Consider the following 18,839-nt stretch of genomic DNA (forward strand, 5'->3'; position numbering starts at 1 on the left):
TTAATGGGCGATATGGGTGTCTACCAAACTCGCCACAATTCCGTCGAGGATATCCTTCTCGCTGATGTAGAAAAAGCGCTGCTCTTCCTTCGCTGCCTCGGAAAGTGGCAGCGCCTCAAACATGTCCATCAGACCGTCCACAATGATGGAACCGCCGGCGAAGACATCCGCGCGCTTCGGATGCATCACGGGATTGGCAGCGAGGGACTCCGCGTCGGTCTCAATCACGGACGCGGTCAGCGCACGCAACGCCGCAAAGCGCAGCTGCGACAGGTGGATTGCCTCCGGGTCGTAGGTTTCTAGCCCCTGTGCCAGCGCCGACAGCGTGGTGAAGGTCCCGGCGCAGCCGACGATGGTGCGAGCCTTGTCGACAGGCACCTTCGCAACAATCTCGTCGGCCAGCTCCGCAACATACGAACGCGCCTCCTGGACCTGTTCCGCCGTCGGTGGCGAGGCCTGCAGGAACCGTTCGGTCAAGCGCACACTGCCCATAGCCACGGAATCAGAACCGGCTACCGTACCATCGTGGTCACCGACAATTACCTCGGTGGAGCCGCCACCGACGTCGATGACGCAATACGGACCGAGCTCGGGCTCCAAGTCATCGACTGCACCGCGGAAGGACAGCGCGGCTTCCTCGTCGCCGGAAATAACCTCGGCCTCTGCACCCCACGGAGCGAGAATCTCGCGGGTCATGGCGAAGAAATCGTCGCGGTTGCTTGCGTCGCGTGTCGCCGATGTCGCCACCATTCGGACTGCTTGCACTTTTTCGACCTGCATCAGCTCCGCATACTTCGTCAGAGCCTCCCGCACGCGCTCCAGCGCCTCTGGAGCCAGCATGCCAGTGGCATCCACGCCCTGGCCAAGGCGGACGATTTCCATCAGTCGGTGCAGTTCTGTGATTTCGAGAACTCCATCGACAACCTCGACCCGGCTGATAAGCAGGCGAAGCGAATTAGTGCCGCAGTCGACGGCAGCGAGGGTCGTCATTTATCCCTCCACCCCCGGATACGCAATACCGAGCTCGGCAATCGTGGGCCAATCTGCGGGAATCGCGGTGCCGCGCAGCTTCTCGTTCTCCGCCGCCAGCGCCACCGACTCAGTACCCAGTCGGAAGTGATCCGGCCCCTTGGCCAGCGCGTAGGCAATAAGAACGTGTAGGCACTTCACGCGCGTCGGCATGCCGCCACCGGAGAAGTCCGTGCCCAGGTCTTCCATCTCATTGCGCTCTGCCAGAAACGCCTCATGTGCACGCTGGTAATCGGCGGCGAGCTCTTCGTCGCTTTCCAGACGCGCGGTCATTTCCTTCATCACGCCAGTCGTCTCCAACCGAGAGGCCTCGGCGGTGAGTCGCGGATCAGTTAGGTAAAAGAGCGTGGGAAACGGAGTGCCATCGTCCAAGCGCGGCTTCGTCTTGACCACACCAGGAGTGCCGTCGGGGCTGCGGTAAGAGATGTCCACTACACCCCGCGGTTCACGTCCGAGCTGCTCCGCTATCACTTCCAAATCTGCGGTATCCACAGACATCGGTCACACTCCTTTTGCTTCCGTTTTACTGACACATAATCTCACAGTCGCCTTACAAGCGCGTTGTTTCGCTTTACGACGGCACACTCCGCCGCGCATGCAACCTCACCGAGAGGCCCCAGGTAGCCCTACGGAGGTTTAGGACTCCGGTACCGTCGGCAAGCTCTCTGGCCTCGTTGCCTGATCGCGCCCCGGATTAGGGCGAGTCTCTTCGGGTTCGGGCGGGATGGAAATAGAATCCCACAGCGTCTCGTACCACTTCTTGGCCTGGTGCTGCGGAATTTCCTCCGGCTGCGTCACAGGCTGTTCGCCCACGGCCGGATCGAGGATACGGAATGGGGTCTCCCCCGGCTCTACCAGCCCCAGGCGCAGACGTGCCTGCTCCTTAACATAGGCGGGGTTGGAGTACAGCTCCTTTTCATCCTCTAACTGCTTAATTCGCTGTTCCATGCGAGCAATATTGTCCTGCGTTGCGGCTACATCCGCCTGCTGTTGTGCAAAAGTCCGCAGCGGAATTGCGAGAACAGATACTAAGAAAAGCACCAGCAGACCAATACCGATCTTCTGTGCCGTGCTCAGCGAGCGCATTCCCGATGCGATTGCCGCTGCCGAACGCTGCCCCGCCCCTGCAGGGCGCGACTGTGTTCCGCGGCGAGATCGGTCCGATGCACTCATGCCCCACACTCTACCCGACCGCCAGCCGATGAAATAACAAAAACCCGCCCACAACCACGTGCGTGGTGCGGACGGGCAGTGCTAGACGCAGCTTTCGCAGCGCCTCAGCTCTTTACTTGAAACGCGGGAATGCGCTGCGACCAGCGTAGACAGCAGCGTCACCCAGGTACTCCTCGATGCGCAGCAGCTGGTTGTACTTAGCAACGCGCTCGGAGCGAGCCGGAGCACCGGTCTTGATCTGGCCACAGTTCAGGCCGACAGCCAGGTCAGCGATGGTGGTGTCCTCAGTCTCACCGGAGCGGTGGGACATCATGGACTTGTAGCCGGCGTTGTGAGCCATTGCGACGGCCTCGAAGGTCTCGGACAGGGTACCAATCTGGTTGACCTTGACCAGCAGAGCGTTAGCGGCCTTCTTCTCAATGCCCTCTGCCAGACGCTTCGGGTTGGTGACGAAGAAGTCGTCGCCGACGATCTGGACCTTGTCACCAAGCTGAGCAGTCAGGGTGGTGTAGCCCTCCCAGTCATCCTCCTGCAGCGGATCCTCGATGGAGACGATGGCGTAGTTCTCAACCAGGTCAGCGTAGACAGCTGCCATCTCCTCAGCGGTGTGCTCGCCGCCCTCGAAGTGGTACTTGCCGTCCTTGAAGAACTCGGAAGAAGCAACGTCGAGAGCCAGAGCGACATCGTCGCCCAACTTGTAGCCTGCAGCCTCAATTGCCTCAACAATCAGGTCAAGAGCAGCCTTGGTGGAGTCAACCGACGGAGCGAAGCCGCCCTCATCACCGAGGCCAGTGGACAGGCCCTTGTCCTTAATGACCTTCTTGAGTGCGTGGTAGACCTCAGCACCGACGCGCAGTGCTTCCTTGAAGGTCGGGGCGCCAATCGGAGCAATCATGAACTCCTGGACGTCAACGCCGGAGTCAGCGTGTGCGCCACCGTTGAGGATGTTCATCATCGGAACCGGCAGAACGTGACCGTTCGGGCCGCCGACGTAGCGGAACAGATCCAGGCCAGCGGACTCAGCAGCAGCCTTGGCAACAGCCATGGAAACACCCAGGATTGCGTTAGCACCCAGGCGGGACTTGTTGTCGGTGCCGTCCAGCTCAATCATGGTCTTGTCAACCAGACGCTGGTCCTCAGCCTCGAGGCCAATAATTGCGTCCTCAATCTCCTCGAGCACAGCGCGGACAGCCTTCTCGACCCCCTTGCCCAGGTAACGGTCTCCGCCATCGCGGAGCTCGTGTGCCTCATGAACGCCGGTGGAGGCACCGGACGGAACCGCAGCGCGGCCCACAGCGCCGTCTTCCAACAGCACCTCAACCTCAACGGTCGGGTTACCACGGGAGTCCAGAATTTCGCGTGCGTTCAACTCGATGATTGCAGCCATAGGTCACCTTTCCGCCGGAACCGTTCCGGCACATGACTCCAATTGTGGCACGGTTTGCCAACCTTCGCCTTAAATCCTTTTCACCCTATGCGGGCTGATTCAGCGCATAGTTCGCCGCAGCATCCCGAACATCGCGAAGATACTGCTCAGACTGGTTATACGAGCGAATTGCAGATGCCCACCCTTCCGGGGTGGCGAGGTCGCGTTCCCCACTGCAGAGCATCCGTGCCGTGGTCGCAGTTGCGTCGTCGATGTTGTTGGGGTCGGCGACGCCATCACCAGAAGCATCCATCGCAAAACGATGCCAGGTCTCGGGAATAAACTGCATCGGCCCCACAGCGCGGTCATACTCTGTGTCACCGTCGAGTTCACCGTTGTCAGTATCGAGAACCTCAGCAAACCCACTCGTGCCGTCCAGCGGCGGACCGATAATCGTCGGACTGACTACCCCATCGGCGCCGATATGAGCCGGCTTGAGCCAATTGCCCGAGTACGTGCCGTGATTAGTCTCCACTTTGCCCAGTCCTGCAAGCGTGTTCCACTCCAGGTGGCAGTTCGGGAACTGTTCTGCCGCAATCACATATGCGTTGCCGTAGGCGCGGAGAGCGTCCTCAGAAATACCAGTCTTCGGGGAAATCTGCTGCGCCCACTGTCGGAGCTGTTCCGAGGTGCGCCCGGGCGCGTTGACATCAATCATCGGCGGTGGCTCAGCCGCAGCAGGCGGCACATTATCCGGAATCGGCTTCTTGGTCAACGACGGGATAACGGGTCCAGTGAACATCGCCAACGCCCCAACCGTGCCAATGATAATCAGCACCGCCAGGGAGGTTAGACCGAGGCAGCCACATCCTCGCGAGGACTTCTTTTTCCCCTTACTGCGGCCACGCGGCTTCGCCCCGCGGGGTGCGGGGTGCGCGTATTCATCAAAGGGAGAATTAGAAGGCATGGGGAATTACTCTACGGGGTAGACCGTAAAAATCACTCAAACTCGAGGACAGAAATCACTTTTGCTGGAAACTAGCTGTCGCTTTCCGACGGGCCGAAGTCCTCAGCCTCTTCGTTATCTTCGCTGCCCGCTGCCCACTGCTCAGCACTGCCGGCCTGCTGATTCTCCATCTGGGCCAGCTCAGTCAGGAATGCGCGTGAAGCCTGTCGGGTCCGTTCTTCCGCACCGGACTCAGTCTCCAGCCCCGGGGTCGGGACCAGAATCTCCACTGGAATGTCTGCATCGGACAGTCCCAGTGCACGTGCGCGGCGGATGGCTTCCTCAGCCAAAGTCAGAGCTGGCAGCTGTGTGGCCGGGTTCGAGCGCGGACGTCCGCGGCCGTAAGCCCACAGTCGCTCCTGTTCTTCCTCCGACACCATCTCTCCCTCGGCCACAGTGCCGTCGAAGAGGTACGGCTGACGAGCGCGCATCTTCAAAATAAAGTCGGTCGCCACATCGTCGAAGTCGAAGTCCTCCGCGATTTCAGCGTGGAAGAGGATCTGCAGCAGCAGATCTGACAGCTCGCTACGAATGTCACCGCCCTCGTTGACTGCGTCGACAAACTCGTAGGTCTCTTCAATGAGATACGGCAGCAGGCTCTTGTGCGTCTGGCGAGCTTCCCACTGCCCCGTGCGCCGTGCTGCCGCCATGATGTCCACGGCCTCGACGACGTGGGGCAGACGAGCTGCGGCAAGCTGTTCCTGCGGAGTCAGCGGTTCTGCAACAGGCTCTGCCCCTGGCTCTGCAACCGGTTCTGACTCAGGTTCTTTCACCGAGTCCTGCTGGGGAGCCGCCGCAACCTGAGCTGCCGGAGCTGCTGGGTCCTGCGCATCATCCAGCTCGACCGAGTAGACCTTCTCGCCCGCATCGAGGCGATCGAGTACCTCGTCGTTTTCCATATCGGTGGTGACCAGAATCTCCGCCTGGGACACCGAGTGCCCACCGGCGTCGGCGATTGCCCAGCGCACACGGATCGGGACTTCTTCGGTGTAGCTGACTTCACCGGTCAGCAGGCTAGCGGCTTCCAGCGGAATCGCTGTTGGAAAGCGGCTATCGAGCTTGATGATAGTCATACGGTTTCTAGTCCTTTCCCATGTGCGAGATATCCATACGTGGAATTCCCGCCATCGATGTCAAGAAGTCTGCTACCCACTGCACCAATGCAATATCGCGGACAGGTTTTGCCCGCAACCCTCGCCCTTCCTTCGGCATTCCGACGGAAACCGTGCGCGTTGCCGCACGATAGGTCGCCTGTGGATACAGGCGCTTGAGACGCACCTGCTTGGAGTCAGCAAGCTCCATAGGGGTTATTCTAATGTGCGCACCCATGGCTTGAACTTCATGCACGCCGAATTCCCGGCAAATAATTCGAAGTCGTGAAATAACCGCCAGTCTCTCCACCTCAATGGGTGGGGTTCCGTAACGGTCAACAAGCTCTTCGAGCACTACGTCGATATCGTCCAGCGCACTGGCGGCAGCAAATTTGCGGTACGCCTCTAGACGTAGGCGTTCCGACGACACATATTCGGCCGGAATATTCGCATCGACCGGCAAATCGATCCGCACTTCCTTCGGTTCGTTATCGGAAGCATCCGGAGTTTCACCATCGGCCACTGCCTTCAGCGCGGCCACGGCCTCGCCAACCAGTCGGACGTACATATCAAAGCCGACACCGGCAATGTGACCGGACTGCTCCGCACCGAGGATATTTCCGGCACCGCGCATTTCCAGGTCCTTCATGGCCACAGCCATACCGGCACCCAAGTCATTGTTCTGCGCGATCGTGGACAGACGGTCGTAGGAAGTCTCCGTCAGCGTCTGATTTTCCGGGTAGAGGAAGTAGGCATAGGCGCGCTCACGGGAACGGCCCACACGACCACGCAGCTGGTGCAGCTGGGAAAGGCCCATATGGTGCGCGTTTTCCACAATCAACGTATTGGCGTTGGCAATATCCAGGCCGGTCTCCACGATGGTGGTACACACCAGCACGTCGTACTCGCGCTGCCAGAAGCCATCGACCGTGCGCTCCAGCTGCTCCTCCCCCATCTGACCGTGGGCCACTACCACGCGGGCCTCGGGCACCAAATTGCGGATAGTCTGGGCGACTTTGTCAATGGTTTCCACCTTATTATGCAGGTAGAACACCTGGCCGTCGCGAAGCAGCTCTCGCCTGATAGCAGCGGCGACCTGCTTGTCGGACTGCGCGCCGACGTATGTCAGCACCGGGTGACGGTCCTGCGGCGGGGTGAGAATCTGGCTCATCTCGCGGATGCCAGCAATCGACATTTCGAGCGTGCGCGGAATTGGCGTTGCGGACATGGTGAGTACGTCGACGTGGTGCCGTAGCGCCTTGATGTGTTCCTTGTGTTCGACGCCGAAACGCTGCTCCTCGTCAACGATGACCAGGCCGAGTTCTTTCCACTGCACGCCGGTCTGCAGGAGACGATGCGTGCCGATAACAATGTCGACCGTCCCGTTCTTCAACCCTTCGAGGACCTCCTTGGAGTCCTTCGGCGAGGTGAAGCGGGACAGTCCACGGATGGTGACCGGGAAGCCCTCCATACGTTGGGTGAAAGTGGTCAAGTGCTGCTGCGCCAGAAGTGTGGTCGGCACCAACACTGCCACCTGACGGCCATCTTGAACAGCCTTGAAGGCAGCACGCAGTGCCACCTCGGTCTTGCCGTAGCCGACATCGCCGATGAGCACGCGATCCATCGGCACCGGCTTTTCCATGTCGGACTTAATTTCGTCGATGGCCTGCAGTTGATCTTCGGTCTCGGTGAAGGGGAAGTTATCCTCCATCTCCTGCTGCCATGGCGTATCCGGCGCGAACGCGTGGCCCGGCGCGGCTTGGCGCTCGGCGTAGAGCTTGACCAGCTCTTCCGCAATCTCGCGGACAGCGCCACGGGCCTTGCGCTTGGTGGACTTCCAGTCCGACCCGCCCATCTTCGACAGGGTGGGCTTTTCGCCGCCGACATAGCGCGACAGCAGATCCAGGCTCTCCATCGGCACGTAGAGCTGGTCCGAGGGGCCTCCGCGCTTGCTCGGTGCGTACTCGAGCACCACGTACTCGCGGCGAGCCTGATCCTCGCCCGTGCCGATGGTGCGCTCAGTGAGCTTCACAAACCGACCAATGCCATGCGTGTCGTGCACGACATAGTCACCGGCCTTCAGCGCCAGCGGATCCACCCGACCACGGCGCTTCGCTGGCTTGCGGCGCCCACCAAGCGCGCCTTCCGCGATACGGTTACCTGTGATGTCCTGCTCGGTAATCAGAGTCAGCGCGCCACCGGGGATTCGCGGGAACACCAGGCCACCGTGCAAAACACCCTGGTAGACCGTAATTCTTCCGGACTCGGGATACTCCGGGCCTGCCGCCATGCGCGTCGCAATTCCGGCTTCCCTAAACTTTTCCGCTTGCCGACGCGCCCCCGCGGGCGTCGCCGCCACGTACGCCACTCGCTCCCCCGCGACCGTGGCATCGCGCAGCTGCTTCATCAGGTGACCAATTTCCTTTAAGTCGCCGCGTGGCGCGGGCCCAGGCTCAAAGGTCAGCGGCAGTACATCATCTTCGGTGACTCCCGCCTCCAACATGCCGGGCGGGGAAATATGCCACGAAGTGGGCATCGGGATAGAGGCCAAGCTGCGGTACGCGCTGGGCTCCAGCCCATCCGTGGCGATTGGCGCCGAGCCACCCATCGCAGCAGTTTCCCACGCTGCGGCCATAAACTCCTCGCCTGCACTGATAAGGTCCTGTGCGCGAGAGCGAATGCGCTCCGGCCCGCACATGAGCACATGCGTTTTCTCCGGCATGACCTCGGTGAGCATCTTCATAGGATGCTGACTAATCAGTGGAATCAGCGATTCCATGCCCTCCACCCACTGGCCATCGCCGATGCGGGTGAGCATTTCTTGGACCTGGCCAGAGCGCGTGGTGGCGAGTTTCTCCGCGGCGGCCTTCACGTCGTCGTCGATAAGCAGTGCACGACACGGGAAGATATCCAGCTGGTCGACCTCTACCTCAGAGATCGTGCGCTGGTCAGCGACGGAAAAGGCGCGCAGGTCGGTGACCTCGTCACCCCAGAGCTCGATACGTACCGGCAGCTCTTCGGTCGCAGGGAAAACATCGACGATGCCGCCACGCACGGCAAACTGGCCACGCCTGCCGACCATGTCCACATGCGAATAGCCGTGATGCACCAGCCGCTCAACCAGGTTCTCGCAGTCCCGGTCCAGTTGGACGTGAATGGGGGCGCTGGCTTCAGCCTCGAGGTCGTCCACAATCGGCTGCACCAACGAGCGCACCGCCGCAATCAGAACGTCGACTTTGCCCCGGCGAACGTCGTAAAGCGCCTTACGACGCTGCGCCACGGTATCCACCGCTGGCGAAAGCTTCTCATGCGGGAGCGTCTCCCACGAGGGGAACATAGCTACACGGTCGCCGATCATCGACTTGACCTCGGCAGTCAGGTCCTCCGCCTCACGGCCGGTAGCCGTGACGACCAGCACCGGCACCTTCGTAGACATGGCGTAAATAAGGTGCGAACGCACCGCGTCCGCACCCGTGAGCGCCAGCTCGTCTTCGCCGATGCGCCCGAGCACGCCGACAAATTGAGGATCCGTGACAACGAGGCTTTCCAGCCCCGACAGCGGGTTCGGCAGAATGCTGGGTGTGGCTTTCGCCGAGGAAGACGCAGAAGTTGGCATAGCCCCAATATAACCATGCACCCCGGATCCACCCTGCGTGCTGGTTAGCCGTTCTCCGCCACCTGCATCGGGTCCGCTGCAGCACCTGCTCCAAACTTCGCGCCCTCAGCGGCCGCTGGCACATCAGCGGAACCATGCAGAGTCGGAGAACCCTCCATGCCGGCCAGCCCGTTCCAACACAGGTTCACGATGTGCGCCGCCACCGTCTCCTTATCCGGACTGCGCTTCTCCATCCACCAGCGAGCGGTCTGCGAAACCATACCGACCATGCAGTTTCCGTAGAGCACCGACATGGCCGGGTCGAAGCCGGCGCGTTTGAAAGCCTCGGCAAGGATAGGCGTAATCGACTCAGTGGCATTATTCAGCAGCGTCTCATAGCCACCCGCCACGCCGGGGTCGCGAGAAATAATGGAGAATCCCTCCGGGTTTTCCTCCACATAAGTCAGCAGTGCCAACACCGCCTGTTCGATGCGGTAACGCGAGCGTCCCAGGGACAACGCTTCCCTAATCGTGGCCTCCAGGGTCTTCATCTCCTGGTCGACGACTGCCTGGTAGAGCCGCTCTTTGGTACCGAAATGCTCGTAGACAACCGGCTTTGATACCCCAGCTGCGGCAGCGATCTCCTCCATTGAGGCGGCATCAAGCCCCTTGGCGGCAAAGATTCCACGGCTGACTTCTGTCAGCTGAGCTTTGCGCTGTGGACCGGTCATACGTCGTCTCGGAGAATTGGAGGCCATGCTTTTAGATTAGTGGCTAAAGTCTTGCTATCGTATATCGCAGGCGCAAGCGAGTTGGCTGAGTCGAATCAGCGTCGAATCAGCCATGCAATTTTTCGCGTTTGCCCCATTCTCCCATGGTGTAATGGCAACACTCCGGTTTTTGGTACCGGCATTCTAGGTTCGAGTCCTGGTGGGAGAGCAAGCGGGGGGCCGGCCCCTTAATTAAGAAGTGACTTTTCGCCCCGCCGTGACCGTGATGCACCCTGACCGAGGAGTAGCAAGTTTCATGTCAAACGGTTCGGCCACCGCTGTGGTCATTCTCGCCGCGGGTCAAGGCACCCGAATGAAATCCGATACGCCGAAAATGCTGCACGCTATCGGCGGTCGTACCATGTTGGAGCACGCGCTCTATGCCGCCAAGGGCATTAATCCGGATGAGATTGCTGTTGTCGTTGGCCACCAGCGCGAAAAGGTAATCGACGCCATCGGGACTTGGGCTTCGGATACCGAGCACTCCAACGGTGTCGTCATTGCCCACCAGGACGAGCAAAACGGTACCGGCCACGCTGTTCAGTGCGCGCTGGAGCACCCCGAGCTGCAGAACTTCGATGGCACCATCCTGGTAACCACTTCCGATGTTCCGCTGCTGGATTCCGAAGCGCTCCAGGCACTGCTCGAAGAGCACAACCGCAAGCCACGCGCTGCCGTGACTGTGCTGACCTCCACTGCTGACAACCCGCACGGCTACGGCCGCATCGTTCGCAACGCCGACGGCGAAGTTCTGCGCATCGTGGAGGAAAAGGATGCCTCCGACGAGGAACGCGAGATTACCGAGGTCAACTCCGGTGTCTACGCATTTGATGCCGAGACCCTGGCAAACGCTCTCAAGCAGCTGGACACCAACAATGCCCAGGGCGAGCTCTACCTCACCGATGTCATCGGCATCGCCCGTGAGGCCGACCGCTCAGTACGCGGTCACCGCCTCGCCGACGCCACCGTCGTCGCCGGTGTCAATGACCGCGTCCAGCTGGCTACCCTTGGCCGCGAGCTCAACCGTCGCACCTGCGAGGCAGCTATGCGCGGGGGCGCCACTATCGTCGATCCGGACACCACGTGGATTGACGTTGAGGTGGAAATCGGCCGCGACGTCACGATTCTGCCGGGCACGCAGCTGCACGGCAAGACCGTGATTGGCGACGGGGCCACCGTGGGACCGGACACGACGCTGACCAACATGGTCGTCGGCAAGCGCGCCAGCGTCGTACGTACACACGGTTCCGATTCGGAGATCGGCGAGGATGCGACGGTCGGACCGTTCACCTACATTCGCCCGAACACCAAACTCGGTGTCGGCGCGAAGCTCGGCGGCTTCGTAGAAGCGAAGAACGCGCAGATTGGAAACGGTTCGAAGGTTCCGCACCTGACCTACGTCGGCGATGCGGAGATTGGCGAGCACTCCAACATTGGTGCCTCCAGCGTGTTCGTGAACTACGACGGCGTCAACAAGCACCGCACCGTTATCGGCTCGCATGTTCGCACCGGCTCCGACACCATGTTCATCGCTCCGGTGACCGTGGGTGATGGTGCGTACTCAGGTGCAGGTACTGTTATTAAGGACGACGTTCCTCCGGGAGCATTGGCGGTCAGTGGTGGCCGTCAGCGCAACATCGAGGGATGGGTCGAGCGGAAGCGTCCAGGTACCGCTGCTGCTGAGGCAGCGCAGGCGGCGCAGGTAGCTGACAACGCTGACAACAACAAGGAAGACCAGGAAGGCTAGACGGCAGATGACCGGCCAGTGGATCGATAACCAAAAGAACCTCATGCTCTTCTCCGGAAGGGCACACCCGGAATTGGGCGAGGCAGTTGCCAAGGAGCTCGGCACAGAGCTGACTCCGATGACCGCTCGTGATTTTGCCAACGGCGAAATCTTCGTGCGCTACGAGGAATCCGTCCGCGGTTCCGATGCCTTCGTACTGCAGGCGCACCCGGCACCGCTGAACAAGTGGCTCATCGAGCAGCTGATTATGATTGACGCGCTCAAGCGCGGTTCAGCCAAGCGCATCACCGCTATCCTGCCGTTCTTCCCCTACGCCCGCCAGGACAAGAAGCACCGTGGCCGTGAGCCGATTTCCGCTCGCCTGGTCGCTGACCTGCTCAAGACCGCAGGCGCTGACCGCATCGTCTCCGTGGACCTCCACACCGACCAGATTCAGGGCTTCTTCGACGGCCCGGTCGATCACATGCACGCCATGCCGATTCTGTCGGAGTACATCAAGAAGAACTACTCCCTGGACAACCTGGTCGTGGTCTCCCCTGACGCCGGCCGTGTGAAGGTTTCCGAGAAGTGGGCCAACACCCTGGGCGACGCCCCGCTGGCCTTCATTCACAAGACCCGTTCCGTCGATGTCGCAAACCAGGTTGTCGCCAACCGCGTGGTCGGCGAGGTCTCCGGTAAGACCTGTCTGCTCATCGACGACATGATTGACACCGGCGGCACCATCGCCGGCGCTGTCAAGGTGCTGCGTGAGGCTGGCGCTGAGGATGTCATCATCGCTACCACGCACGGCGTCTTCTCCGACCCAGCTCGCGAGCGCCTGTCGAAGTGCGGTGCCCGCGAGGTCATCACCACCGATACCTTGCCGCAGTCCACCGAGGGCTGGGACAACCTGACCGTCCTGCCAATCGCACCACTGCTGGCTAAGACGATCCACGAGATCTTCGAAAACGGTTCCGTCACCACCCTCTTCGAGGGTCAGGCATAAGTTCTTTCCGCTTGCCGACGGGCACCCCGCCGCGACCAGCAACCTAGTTTTGCTGGTGGTGGCGGGGTTTGCTGTTTGACCTGTTAGTCCACTACAATTTCTCCGGTAAGTCTCGGCGAGGGCGGCCACAGTAGGTGGTTGCCGTTATCGACGCGACGCTCGCAGCCCAACTTTTGCGCCCACGGTGGCATGGATGCGGCACGTGCTCGACTCGACGACTCAATATCGAATCGTTTAGGAGTCCATTTTCATGGCAAAGCCCAACATCATCAAGATTGATGCCCGTAACCGCACCGAGTTCGGCAAGGGTGCCGCTCGCCGTGCCCGCGTTGCTGGCGACATCCCGGTTGTCATCTACGGCGCTGACCTGGATGCCCCGAAGCACATCCTCGTTGACACTCTGGATTTCCACGCTGTCATCCGTAACCACGGTGTCAATGCTGTTCTGGACGTCAACATCGAGGGCGAGTCCCAGCTGTCCATGGTCAAGGCTGTTGACCAGAACCCGCTGACCCTCGACATCGACCACGCTGACCTGCTCGCCATTCACCGTGACGAGAAGGTTGAGGTTGAGGTTCCGGTCGTTCCGACTGGCGAGCTCGCTCCGGGCGCCCTGCTCATGCAGGATGCCGAAACCATTCTGGTCAACGCACCGGTTCTGGCTATTCCGGAAGAGATCGAGGTCTCCGTCGAGGGCGCAGAGGTCGGCACCATGGTTCACGCCGGCGACGTTACCCTGCCGGAGGGCCTGGTCCTCACCGACGACGCTGACCTGCTCATCTTCAACATTGTCGAGCCGGAGGAAGAGCCGGCTGGTGACGTCGATGCCGACATCGAGGGCATGGGCGAGGCTGAGACCCCGGATGAGCCAGCTGAGGAATCCGCTGAGTAATTATGAACTCGCAGGCCTAGCTACCACAGCTAAGTAAAAAAAGGGACGGACACTCTGGTCCGTCCCTTTTTTGTTCTTGAAACTCCCCGAAGCCAACAGACCGCGCGCTGTGTGCCAAGATTGAACTCATGAACGCCTCCACCACACCTTTGCTTGTCGTGGGGCTCGGCAACCCTGGGCCCAAATATGAACTCACCCGCCATAACGTCGGGCATCTGGTGCTAGATGAACTAGCCAGCCGCACTTCTCCGATGCCGTCGTCGTTTAGCGTGCACAAGAAGTCGAATGCTGAGATAGTCCAGACTCGGTTCAAGACTTCCGACGGTGGCGAGCGGCAGGTGATTCTGGCTAAGCCCCGGACGTACATGAACCTGTCGGGTGGACCGGTCGCGGCGCTGACAAAGTTCTTCAACGTCGCACCTACCGACGTCGTGGTAGTCCACGATGAGCTGGACCTGGACCCGGGCGTGGTGCGCCTCAAGCGCGGCGGGGGCGAGAATGGCCACAATGGCCTGCGCTCGACCACGAAGTCGTTGGGCACGAAGGACTACATGCGCGTGCGCATTGGCATTGGCCGTCCTCCGGGCCGCCAAGATCCGGCGGACTACGTGCTGCGTAACTTCAATGCTAAGGAACGCGAGGAGCTCGCTTTCACTCTGCCCACTGCGGCGGAGGCGGTGGAGCTAATCGCCAGCCACGGGCTGGAGATTGCGCAGAACCAGATTCACGGGCGGTAGCAGAAGCGGGAGGGGGGGCTATTTTCACGTTCCCGGGAGCTTCAGTCTTTACAGCTCGTCGGTGTTCGTGCTGCTCGGCGTTTTCGTCGGCGTTTTCGCTCTGTCCACCGAGCGCCTGGCGGTGGGATTCAGGAAGCTGCGGCAGGGCGCCCGTGAGGGCATCGACCAGGTGATGAGGATCAGGCGCCCGAGGAGCTCCCCGTCCGGCACGCCCACGACTCGGCGTAGCGGCCGCCCTTCGCCAGCAATTCATCGTGCGTGCCCCGTTCTGCGACCGTCCCGTCCTCCGAAAGCACGACGATGAGGTCGGCATCGCGAACGGTGTGCAGGCGATGGGCGACGACAATCACGGTGCGATCGCCGCGCAACGCCTCCATCGTGCCGACGATCGCCCGCTCAGTGGCCGCATCCAGCGAGGACGTCGGCTCGTCGAGAAGCACCACCGGGGAATCCTTCAGAAGCGCCCGGGCGATGGCGAGGCGCTGCCGCTCGCCTCCCGACAGCAGCGTCCCCTCCTCCCCCACCGGGGTATCCCACCCGGAAGGCAGCAGCTCCACGATGCGGTCCACCCCGGAACGCCGGGCGGCCTCGCGCAAGCGATCCCCGTCACCGGGCTCGGAACCGAATCCGGGATCGGCGAAGACCACGTTGTCCCGCACGGACGCGTCGAAAAGGAACGTCTCCTGGAACACCGGGGTCACCAGCGAGTTCACGCCGTCGGTGCCAATCCGAGGCAAGGGTACCCCGCCGATGAGGACCTCCCCCGAGTCCGGATCATGAAAACGCGACAGCAGCCGCATGACCGTCGTCTTGCCCGCCCCCGACGGTCCCACTACGGCAACCAGCGCTCCCTGAGGGGCACGGAAGCTGACGCCGTCGAGAACCTTCTTATCCCCGTACCCGAAGCTCACGTCGCGGAACTCCACGTCATGCCCGTCGGGCAGCTCCGGTGCGGCAGGTTCGGGAAGGGCGGGGATTGCCCGCAGGTCACGCAACGCAGCCAACGTGTTGCGGCCCGCACCGAAACCGCCGGACAACGCTCCCGCCGTGGTGATCGGTCCGGTGAACTGGACGACCACGATGAGCATCGGCGCCAAATGCGCCGGCGCCATCCCGCCCGTCGCGGCGACTGCCACGGCGACTATCACCGCCGCCGTGAACACCGCATGGACGACCGAACCCAGCCGTCCGATGGCCGCCCCCTGCGTCGACGTCGCCTTCGCGAACGCATCGTGTTGGGCCCGGATTGCCTCATCCACCATCGCGTCCGCCGCCGAACCGTCGCCCGCGGCGCGAATCGCCTGCTGGCAGCGGGTGAACTCGATCAGCCTGCCGGAGACGGCAGCGACGGCGTCAGCATGCGCTTCGTCCGACTCCCCGCCGACGCGACCAATGGCCCGGTAGGCGAAGAAGATCACCGGCGCCGACGCGACGAGAACCAAACCGACGCGCCAATCCACCGCCAGAATTCCGAAGGCGATGACGGTCGGCGCAACCGCCGCGGCGATGACAGGCCGCAGGATCACGTGCGGCACGGACGCCGCGAACGCGATACCCGACGATGCCATCTCCGAAAAGCGGCCGGCCGTGGACTTGGTGACGTACCCGAGTGGCAACGTCAGCACGCGTTCGCCCAGAGAACGCAGTAGGGACGACAGCACCGCTGCGGAATTCGCCCTGCCGACCGTCCCCGCGGCGAGAGACAGCACCGCATGGGCGGCCGCGAGGCCGGCGATGACGCCGGTGAAACGCCACGCCGTCGCATCATCTCCCTCGGCCAGAGCCGACAGCAGCGGCAGCAGCGCGACGAACGCCGCTCCCTGAGCCAGCGCGGCAAGCGCGGCCAACGCAATGAGCCACGCCAGCGTCATTCTCGAGCGCCGATCCGTCATCGACCACAAGTCCCGAATCATCGGTTCCCCGCCTTTTCATCGTCTAATTCAGTGCCCCGCGGGGCGGATGGTTCGTCGTCGAGCGCGAACGCGCGCCACAAATCCCGGTAGCGGCCACCGCGCGCAAGCAACTCGTCGTGAGTACCCGCCTCCGCAACCGCTCCCCCGTCGAGAACGAGGATGCGGTCGGCGTTGCGGATCGTGCTCAACCTGTGCGCGATCACAATCACCGTCCGTGAACGGGCCAAACGCTCGATTGCGGACTGGATGAGGGCCTCGGAAGCCGGATCCGCGTAAGCGGTTGCCTCGTCGAAGATGAGCACCGGCGCGTCCGTGACGATCGACCTCGCGATGGCCACGCGCTGCGCCTCACCACCGGAAAAGGTCACGTCGACGTTGACCACCGAATCCAGGCCCTTCGGCAGCGCCGCGATGACCGCATCGAGGTTCGCGAGCTTCGCGGCCGCCATGATTTCGCCGTCGGTGGCGTCTCTCCTGGCCAGCCGGATGTTCTCCCGCAACGGCAGCGTGAGCAACTGCGGATCTTGGAACACCACCGACACCGAGCGGTGCACGTCGCGCACGGCAATGTCGCGAAGATCGGCGCCGCCCAGCAGCACCGAGCCTTCAACGGGGTCGTAGAAACGCGCCAACAGCCGGGCGACGGTGGACTTTCCGGAACCGGAGGACCCCACCAGCGCAGTGAGGGTCCCCGGTTCGAACGTCGCGGACATCCCGTCGAGGACCCGCGGCCCATCGCCGTAGGCGAAGACCAGGTTCCGGGCCTCGAGCGCGCCTCCGCGCACGGGCACCGGATCGGCGGGCTCGACGATCGGCGGCGTGCCCAGCACCTCCGCGATGGACTTCAGGGCAGCGATCCCCGCGATGATGGGTTCGGAGTTCATGGCCACCCGCACGATCGCCGCGGAGAGTCCAAGGCCGAGAACCAGCCCGGCAACGAGCCCCTCCGGTAGACCTCCCGCGGCGTCCGTCAGAGCGAGGCCGGCCCCGCACACCACTGCGAGGACTGTGATCGGGGACGTCACCACGTCGATGACCCCGAGATAGATGTTCGACTGCCGGGACCAGGCAGACCACGCGCGGACGAACGACAGCGCCGCGGCATCGTAGCGACCCGCGCCCTGGTTGGCGCGTCCGAAGGACTTCATCACTGGGATACCGCGCACCAACTCGATGACCGCGGCCGTCACTCCTTCGGAGGCTCGCTCGTAGTCGCGCTGAAGACCGGCTCCGCGTGAAATCATCACGCCCATCAGGGCGAAGGTGACCAGCACCGGGACGACCGCCACCGCCGCAATCCGCCAATCCACCGCAACGAGCGCGATGAGGGAAAGCATAGGAACCAGCACCGCCACCACGGTCTCACCGACGGTGTGGCCCATGAGCTGGTGGACAGCCGCGACGTCCTTCTCAACCGACCCGATGATTCCCGACGAGCGCCGGGCGTCCAGCCAGCCCAGCGGCAACTTCCGGATTTGGGCGACCAGCTGGCGCCGGAGGTGGAGCTGCAGGTCGTTATCCGCCCGGTGCGAGAGCATACCGGCGGCGCCGTCCGCGGCCATGCGCACCGTTGCGGCGACGACGATGACAGCCACGGCCAACCACGTCCGATGCTCCGGGGCCTCCGGGTACGTCATCGCGATGTCGATGATGCCGACCAGCGAAGCGACGGTAGCCACCGACGACAGGACGGATAACGCGACCACCGCACGCATCCGGGTCCGGATCGGGGCGAGCAGCGACCACGGGCTTACGGTCCCGTCCACGGCGCTCACTTGCCCGCCTCCCCGATCGTGCTTTTCTTCGTGAGAGTGCAGAAGTACACCATGCCGGCGCGTGAGGCTCCGCCCAGCTTCAGCCCGTTGGCTTCGGCGAGGTCCTCGAGCTCGCTGCCCCGGAACACCCGGTGGCCCATCTTCGCCATGACGGCCATGTCGACCCGCTCGTTCACGTCGGGATCCTCGGCGAACGTCTGCACGTAAGCGATGCCGCCGTCGGCGAGCAGCCCGGCGACCCTGCCGAGCACAGCACCCGCATCCTTCATTTGGTGGAGCGCGCCGCACACCCAGATTTCATCGGTCCCGCCGGGCTCTCCCGCGAGCGGCGCGAGGACGTCGGCGACGTGGAATTCCGTCCGGGCCCCGAGCCCTTCGACGGCGGCGCGTTCGCGGGCGATGCGGATCGCATTGGGCGACAGGTCGTAGCCGACGATGTTCGCCCTGCGATAGCGAGGCTCGGCGGCAAGCATGCGAGCGAGCCACCCGGTTCCGCAACCGAGGTCGAGAACCCGGGCTGGCGCATCCGGCCCGGGATCCAGCGCACGGAGCTTCCGATACACGGCGGCGGCGTCCATCGGTTCACGCGCATAGCGGCTGAGGAACCTCGGCTGGACCTTGTCCTCGTAGGCCGCGAGGAGTCTGCGGTTGTTCTGGACGATCTGGGCAATCGACTTCATCTGGTTCTGTCTCCGGGTGTGTGGGCCGCGTCCACGCGGCGGTTTCGGGTTAGGTGCTCGGGTTCGCGGGCCGTCATCGG

15 protein-coding genes and 1 tRNA gene are annotated in these 18,839 nt (G+C 62.5%); 5 read left to right on the top strand and 11 right to left on the bottom strand.

The window, feature by feature from the left end; translation table 11 throughout:
* The 8 genes from QKE19_RS03065 to QKE19_RS03100 form a co-directional block, all read right to left on the bottom strand.
* The gene (locus QKE19_RS03065; RefSeq protein WP_049172251.1) at nucleotides 1-990 is read right to left on the bottom strand and encodes a Ppx/GppA phosphatase family protein; all 990 of its coding nucleotides are present in this window, start codon (nucleotides 988-990) and stop codon (nucleotides 1-3) included.
* On the bottom strand, nucleotides 991-1,527 hold the full coding sequence (locus QKE19_RS03070; protein WP_049182367.1) for a DUF501 domain-containing protein: 537 nt from the start codon (nucleotides 1,525-1,527) through the stop codon (nucleotides 991-993).
* 138 nt (nucleotides 1,528-1,665) lie between these two features.
* On the bottom strand, nucleotides 1,666-2,202 hold the full coding sequence (locus QKE19_RS03075; protein ID WP_048733957.1) for a septum formation initiator family protein: 537 nt from the start codon (nucleotides 2,200-2,202) through the stop codon (nucleotides 1,666-1,668).
* Between the two features lie 112 nt (nucleotides 2,203-2,314).
* A complete protein-coding gene (eno, locus tag QKE19_RS03080) occupies nucleotides 2,315-3,589 on the bottom strand; it encodes a phosphopyruvate hydratase (RefSeq protein ID WP_048733955.1) in 1,275 nt (424 codons plus the stop codon).
* 85 nt (nucleotides 3,590-3,674) lie between these two features.
* Nucleotides 3,675-4,535 (bottom strand): lytic murein transglycosylase, encoded by an 861-nt coding sequence (locus QKE19_RS03085; protein ID WP_049172246.1) that lies wholly within the window; start codon nucleotides 4,533-4,535, stop codon nucleotides 3,675-3,677.
* 71 nt (nucleotides 4,536-4,606) lie between these two features.
* Nucleotides 4,607-5,647 (bottom strand): MazG nucleotide pyrophosphohydrolase domain-containing protein, encoded by a 1,041-nt coding sequence (locus QKE19_RS03090; RefSeq protein ID WP_049182369.1) that lies wholly within the window; start codon nucleotides 5,645-5,647, stop codon nucleotides 4,607-4,609.
* A gap of 7 nt (nucleotides 5,648-5,654) precedes the next feature.
* The gene (gene mfd, locus QKE19_RS03095; protein ID WP_347890341.1) at nucleotides 5,655-9,281 is read right to left on the bottom strand and encodes a transcription-repair coupling factor; all 3,627 of its coding nucleotides are present in this window, start codon (nucleotides 9,279-9,281) and stop codon (nucleotides 5,655-5,657) included.
* A 44-nt stretch (nucleotides 9,282-9,325) separates the two neighbouring features.
* Nucleotides 9,326-10,018, bottom strand: coding sequence for a TetR/AcrR family transcriptional regulator (locus QKE19_RS03100; protein ID WP_101687444.1), 693 nt, complete (start codon nucleotides 10,016-10,018; stop codon nucleotides 9,326-9,328).
* Nucleotides 10,019-10,128: 110 nt separating this feature from the next.
* Here QKE19_RS03100 and QKE19_RS03105 point away from each other — a divergent pair.
* The 5 genes from QKE19_RS03105 (at nucleotide 10,129) to pth (ending at nucleotide 14,391) form a co-directional block, all read left to right on the top strand.
* Nucleotides 10,129-10,199: transfer RNA gene (locus QKE19_RS03105), tRNA-Gln, on the top strand.
* Nucleotides 10,200-10,286: 87 nt separating this feature from the next.
* Entirely contained in the window at nucleotides 10,287-11,777 is a 1,491-nt protein-coding gene (glmU, locus tag QKE19_RS03110) for a bifunctional UDP-N-acetylglucosamine diphosphorylase/glucosamine-1-phosphate N-acetyltransferase GlmU (protein WP_049172238.1), read from the top strand.
* Between the two features lie 7 nt (nucleotides 11,778-11,784).
* A complete protein-coding gene (locus tag QKE19_RS03115; protein ID WP_016423206.1) occupies nucleotides 11,785-12,762 on the top strand; it encodes a ribose-phosphate diphosphokinase in 978 nt (325 codons plus the stop codon).
* Nucleotides 12,763-13,012: 250 nt separating this feature from the next.
* Nucleotides 13,013-13,654 (top strand): 50S ribosomal protein L25/general stress protein Ctc, encoded by a 642-nt coding sequence (locus QKE19_RS03120; protein ID WP_038626221.1) that lies wholly within the window; start codon nucleotides 13,013-13,015, stop codon nucleotides 13,652-13,654.
* A 128-nt stretch (nucleotides 13,655-13,782) separates the two neighbouring features.
* Entirely contained in the window at nucleotides 13,783-14,391 is a 609-nt protein-coding gene (pth, locus tag QKE19_RS03125; RefSeq protein WP_049172234.1) for an aminoacyl-tRNA hydrolase, read from the top strand.
* A gap of 179 nt (nucleotides 14,392-14,570) precedes the next feature.
* On the opposite strand, the gene QKE19_RS03130 is transcribed toward pth, so the two are convergent.
* From QKE19_RS03130 to QKE19_RS03140, 3 genes are read right to left on the bottom strand one after another with little or no spacing between them, the layout of a single operon-like run.
* Nucleotides 14,571-16,304, bottom strand: coding sequence for an ABC transporter ATP-binding protein (locus QKE19_RS03130; RefSeq protein ID WP_016423209.1), 1,734 nt, complete (start codon nucleotides 16,302-16,304; stop codon nucleotides 14,571-14,573).
* The gene (locus QKE19_RS03135; RefSeq protein ID WP_347890342.1) at nucleotides 16,301-18,079 is read right to left on the bottom strand and encodes an ABC transporter ATP-binding protein; all 1,779 of its coding nucleotides are present in this window, start codon (nucleotides 18,077-18,079) and stop codon (nucleotides 16,301-16,303) included. The genes QKE19_RS03130 and QKE19_RS03135 overlap by 4 nt, the downstream gene beginning before the upstream one ends.
* Nucleotides 18,076-18,759: a class I SAM-dependent methyltransferase gene (locus QKE19_RS03140; RefSeq protein ID WP_069359276.1), complete on the bottom strand. Its 684-nt coding sequence runs from the start codon at nucleotides 18,757-18,759 to the stop codon at nucleotides 18,076-18,078. The genes QKE19_RS03135 and QKE19_RS03140 overlap by 4 nt, the downstream gene beginning before the upstream one ends.
* Nucleotides 18,760-18,839: the final 80 nt, after the last annotated feature.

The sequence above is a fragment of the Corynebacterium sp. c8Ua_99 genome (genome assembly GCF_039907185.1).
GTDB classification, from domain to species: domain Bacteria; phylum Actinomycetota; class Actinomycetes; order Mycobacteriales; family Mycobacteriaceae; genus Corynebacterium; species Corynebacterium jeikeium_D.

Bases quoted from the DNA above. Each gene is read 5' to 3' on its own strand.
- QKE19_RS03065 (WP_049172251.1), bottom strand. From the start codon at position 990: ATGACGACCCTCGCTGCCGTCGACTGCGGCACTAATTCGCTTCGCCTG.
- QKE19_RS03070 (WP_049182367.1), bottom strand. From the start codon at position 1,527: ATGTCTGTGGATACCGCAGATTTGGAAGTGATAGCGGAGCAGCTCGGA.
- QKE19_RS03075 (WP_048733957.1), bottom strand. From the start codon at position 2,202: ATGAGTGCATCGGACCGATCTCGCCGCGGAACACAGTCGCGCCCTGCA.
- eno (WP_048733955.1), bottom strand. From the start codon at position 3,589: ATGGCTGCAATCATCGAGTTGAACGCACGCGAAATTCTGGACTCCCGT.
- QKE19_RS03085 (WP_049172246.1), bottom strand. From the start codon at position 4,535: ATGCCTTCTAATTCTCCCTTTGATGAATACGCGCACCCCGCACCCCGC.
- QKE19_RS03090 (WP_049182369.1), bottom strand. From the start codon at position 5,647: ATGACTATCATCAAGCTCGATAGCCGCTTTCCAACAGCGATTCCGCTG.
- mfd (WP_347890341.1), bottom strand. From the start codon at position 9,281: ATGCCAACTTCTGCGTCTTCCTCGGCGAAAGCCACACCCAGCATTCTG.
- QKE19_RS03100 (WP_101687444.1), bottom strand. From the start codon at position 10,018: ATGGCCTCCAATTCTCCGAGACGACGTATGACCGGTCCACAGCGCAAA.
- glmU (WP_049172238.1), top strand. From the start codon at position 10,287: ATGTCAAACGGTTCGGCCACCGCTGTGGTCATTCTCGCCGCGGGTCAA.
- QKE19_RS03115 (WP_016423206.1), top strand. From the start codon at position 11,785: ATGACCGGCCAGTGGATCGATAACCAAAAGAACCTCATGCTCTTCTCC.
- QKE19_RS03120 (WP_038626221.1), top strand. From the start codon at position 13,013: ATGGCAAAGCCCAACATCATCAAGATTGATGCCCGTAACCGCACCGAG.
- pth (WP_049172234.1), top strand. From the start codon at position 13,783: ATGAACGCCTCCACCACACCTTTGCTTGTCGTGGGGCTCGGCAACCCT.
- QKE19_RS03130 (WP_016423209.1), bottom strand. From the start codon at position 16,304: ATGATTCGGGACTTGTGGTCGATGACGGATCGGCGCTCGAGAATGACG.
- QKE19_RS03140 (WP_069359276.1), bottom strand. From the start codon at position 18,759: ATGAAGTCGATTGCCCAGATCGTCCAGAACAACCGCAGACTCCTCGCG.